Source organism: Bacteroidota bacterium (assembly GCA_034723125.1).
Taxonomy (GTDB): domain Bacteria; phylum Bacteroidota; class Bacteroidia; order CAILMK01; family JAAYUY01; genus JAYEOP01.
The window spans coordinates 1-3,836 of the sequence record JAYEOP010000165.1 but is presented as its reverse complement, the minus strand read 5'-3'; the positions used below and the strand labels follow the sequence as shown (position 1 = coordinate 3,836).

Below are 3,836 nucleotides of genomic sequence, written 5' to 3'. Positions count from 1 at the left end.
AGGAGAATTGTTTATTTGGAATTTGACTGCGAACTGTTGACTGAGGACTGTTTATTTGGTGATCCATGCGGACAAGTTTTGGTGATTTGTTTCAATAGTCATTTAGTGGTCATTTGCTTCGCTGTCATTTAATTGTCATTAAGTTGTTTATTTGGTGATTTGTTTATTTGGAATTTGACTGTGAACTGTTGACTGAGGACTGTTTATTTGGTGATTTGTTTTTATTTGTTTCAATAGTCATTTAGTGGTCATTTGCTTCGCTGTCATTTAATTGTCATTAAGTTGTTTATTTGGTGATTTGTTTATTTGGAATTTGACTGCGAACTGTTGACTGAGGACTGTTTATTTGGTGATTTGTTTATCTGAAAGCTTTTGAGATACTTTTTGCTGGGGTTGAAAATTTTAATAGCATTGTTTATCCGTAACACATAACTCTAAGTACTTTAGGCACTCTAGGCACTTTAAGTACTTCTTCTTGTTTATCCGTAACACATAACTCTAAGTACTTTAGGCACTCTAGGCACTTTAAGTACTTCTTCTTGTTTATCCGTAACACTTCACTTTTAGTTTTTAACTCATAAGTACTCAAGGCACTTCTTCTCACATCACATCCTTCAATCTCTTAGGACCTTCTCTTTTAACCTCATCTGGTACATAGTCGGCAAAAAGTTTAAAGTTTTCAATATATCTTGAAACTAAAGCATCATATTTTTTCCAGTAATCATCTTTATCGCCCCATGCATTTGATGGTTTAAAAACATCTTCGGGAACACCCGGGCATGAAAGAGGAATATCAAAGCCAAATAACTTATCTTTTCTGTATTCGACTTCATTGAGTTTTCCCTCTAAAGCAGCGTTAAGCATAGCACGAGTATGTTTGATAGAAATACGTTTACCTACACCAAATTTTCCGCCTACCCATCCGGTATTTACTAACCAAATATGAGCACCTGATTTTTCAGCTTTGTTACGTAATAAATTAGCATAAAAATAAGGATGGTGAACCATAAACGGAGCACCAAAGCAAGCACTAAAAGTAATTTTTGGCTCAATGCCTAATCCAAGTTCTGTTCCTGCAATTTTTGAAGTATATCCGCTAATAAAATGATAAATAGCCTGATTCATAGAAAGCTTTGCAATAGGAGGCATAACACCCTGTGCATCGGCTGTTAAAAATATAATATTACTGGGTTGGGATTTCACCATTTTATCAGATACAGAATTTGGAATAAATTCTAAAGGATAAGATAAACGAGTGTTTTCCGTAATTTTTTCATCATCAAGGTCAATTTGACGAGATGCTTCGTCATAAATAACATTCTCGAGAATTGTTCCAAATTTATATGTACATGCATGAATTTCAGGCTCTGCTTCTTCACTAAGGCGAATTGCTTTTGCGTAACAACCTGCTTCGTAATTAAAAACCGAATCATCACTCCATCCATGTTCGTCATCACCTATTAAACTACGTTTTGGGTCAGCCGAAAGAGTAGTTTTACCTGTACCACTTAATCCGAAAAATAATGCTACATCTTTATCTTTGCCGACATTTGCCGAGCAATGCATAGACATTACATCTTGTAAAGGCATAAGATAATTCATTATCGTAAAAATTGTTTTTTTAATTTCACCAGCATATTCAGAGTTAGCAACAATGGCAAGTCGTTGTTCAAAATTAATAACAATAGCTGTTTCACTTAATGTACCATCGATTCTTGGATCAACTTTGAATTTTGGGGCAACCATAATAGTAAAGTCAGGTACATATTGTTTTAGACTTGCAAGATCTTTTTCAACGAGTAGCATATTTCTTGCAAAATGAGCAGCCCATGCTTTATCGGAAATAACTCTTACAGGAAGACGATATTCAGGATTGGCTCCTGCATAAGTATCTTGAACAAATAATTCTTCACCTTGCCAATATGATTGCAATCTTGAAAATAATCCATTAAATTTTTCAGCTGTCATGGGTCTGTTATATTCTCCCCAGTCTATTTTATCTTCTGTACTTGATTCTTTTACAAAGTATTTGTCATTGGCAGCTCTAGCAGTCCATTTTCCTGTAAATATATGTAATGCTCCACCATTTACTAATCGTCCTTCTCCGCGAAATACAGCTTCTTCAACTAATGCGGGTGTTGGTAGGTTCCAATAAATAGTATCAAGATGAACTAATCCATGATTTTCTAAACCAAAATCTGATTTTAATGTGTTTGCATGCTTTATTGCCGGTGTATTAAATTCTAAATATTTCATTTTAACTGTCTTTTTTGTAATTTAATTTTTGAGATTGAAGAATTTGTTAGTTCCAGTCTCTTACAAGTTTTCTTTCTCCGATATAAAGTTCATTTGGAGAATTTGGATCTATTGCCCATTTCATTCTTTCAATTCCTTCAAGAATATCAGTTATGGAACCACAGAATGAAATTCTCAAGTAACCTTCCATGCCAAATTCTACTCCCGGCATTGTGAGTACACTTACTTTATCAAGAATAAATTTTGATAATCTTGTTGAATCTTTGTCGTATGCTCTAAAATCGGCAAAAGTATAAAATGTGCCATCAGGAGGAAGTAAGTGAACACCATCAAATGCTTTGAGTTGTGCTACTAAAATTTTACGATTATTTTCTAAAGTAGCTCTTAAACTTTGGATTCCTGATTGAATTCCATTGATTGCTCCAATTGCTGCTTTTTGTAACAAAATTGAAGGACCTGATGTTTGATGTCCTTGAATGTTTGCCATTATTTCTATAAGAGTTTTATTGCCAACTGCCCAGCCAATTCTAAAGCCTGTCATTGCATAAGCTTTAGAAACACCATTAATTATTATAAGTTTAGAATTTTCGCTAAAATCTGTAACATAATCAAATGGGTTTGCAGGCTTAATACCATTGAAAACTAACATTTGATAAATATCATCCATTAATAAATAGATCCCTTTTTTTTCACAAAACTGAACAATTTCTTTAATAAAAGAATCGGGATAAACAGCACCTGAAGGGTTATTGGGGCTATTTATAATAATAGCTTTGGTACGTGAAGTTACATTTTGCTCAATATCCTGAAGTCGTGGAGTAAAAGTTCCATCTTCCGGAGTAACAGCTACAGGAATTGCTCCGCAAAGTTTTACCATATCAGGATATGAAACCCAGTGTGGTGTGGGGAATATTACTTCATCTTGAGGGTCAAGTATTGCTTGTAAGGCTACCATTAATGACTGTTTAGCTCCACTGGAAGCAATAATATTTTCAGGTTCTACCTTACGATTGTAATTCTCCATTGTATGACGAATAATTGCTTTTTTCATATCAATGCTACCATCAACAGGTGCGTATCTTACTTCACCTGTATTAAGATGAGATGAAATTGCAGTAATTGCGTCTATGGGAACTCTACTCTTTGGTTCTCCACCGCCAAGATGAATTACAGGTTCTCCTTTTGCTTTAAGAATAGCAAAAGTTTGATTCAGTTTTAATGTTGCTGATTCAGCTATAGATTTGCCTATTATACTTAAACTCATAGTTTTTTGTTTTGTTAATAATTAAAGAACTCTCTATTATATTAATAATAGGATTTTTTTTAAGACATCAAAAGTAAAATATTATTGTTAATAAACATCAAATAAAAAATGTAATTTTGGAAATATGAGAATATTTCTTGAAATCTTATTTTGAATTATTTTTTTTCAATATTTATTCATGAGTCCACTCTAAAAAGTAATGAGTGCAGGTTTTGAAAATCAGGAATTGCCCCATCCCCTAAAGGGAGTCCTGATTTTTAGCTACTTCTCCCTTTAGGATTTGGGGCAAAAAGAAGCTGAAAATCATTTTAAGACT

The 3,836-nt window shown here is 33.6% G+C and carries 2 protein-coding genes; both read right to left on the bottom strand.

Features of this window, described 5'->3' with window-relative positions; genetic code table 11:
• Window positions 1-600: 600 nt before the first annotated feature.
• Window positions 601-2,256 carry a phosphoenolpyruvate carboxykinase (ATP) gene (gene pckA, locus U9R42_05015; protein MEA3495378.1) on the bottom strand — a complete coding sequence of 552 codons (1,656 nt, stop codon included), beginning with the start codon at window positions 2,254-2,256 and terminating at the stop codon, window positions 601-603.
• Window positions 2,257-2,302: 46 nt separating this feature from the next.
• Entirely contained in the window at window positions 2,303-3,520 is a 1,218-nt protein-coding gene (locus U9R42_05010; protein MEA3495377.1) for an aminotransferase class I/II-fold pyridoxal phosphate-dependent enzyme, read from the bottom strand.
• Window positions 3,521-3,836 lie beyond the last annotated feature (316 nt).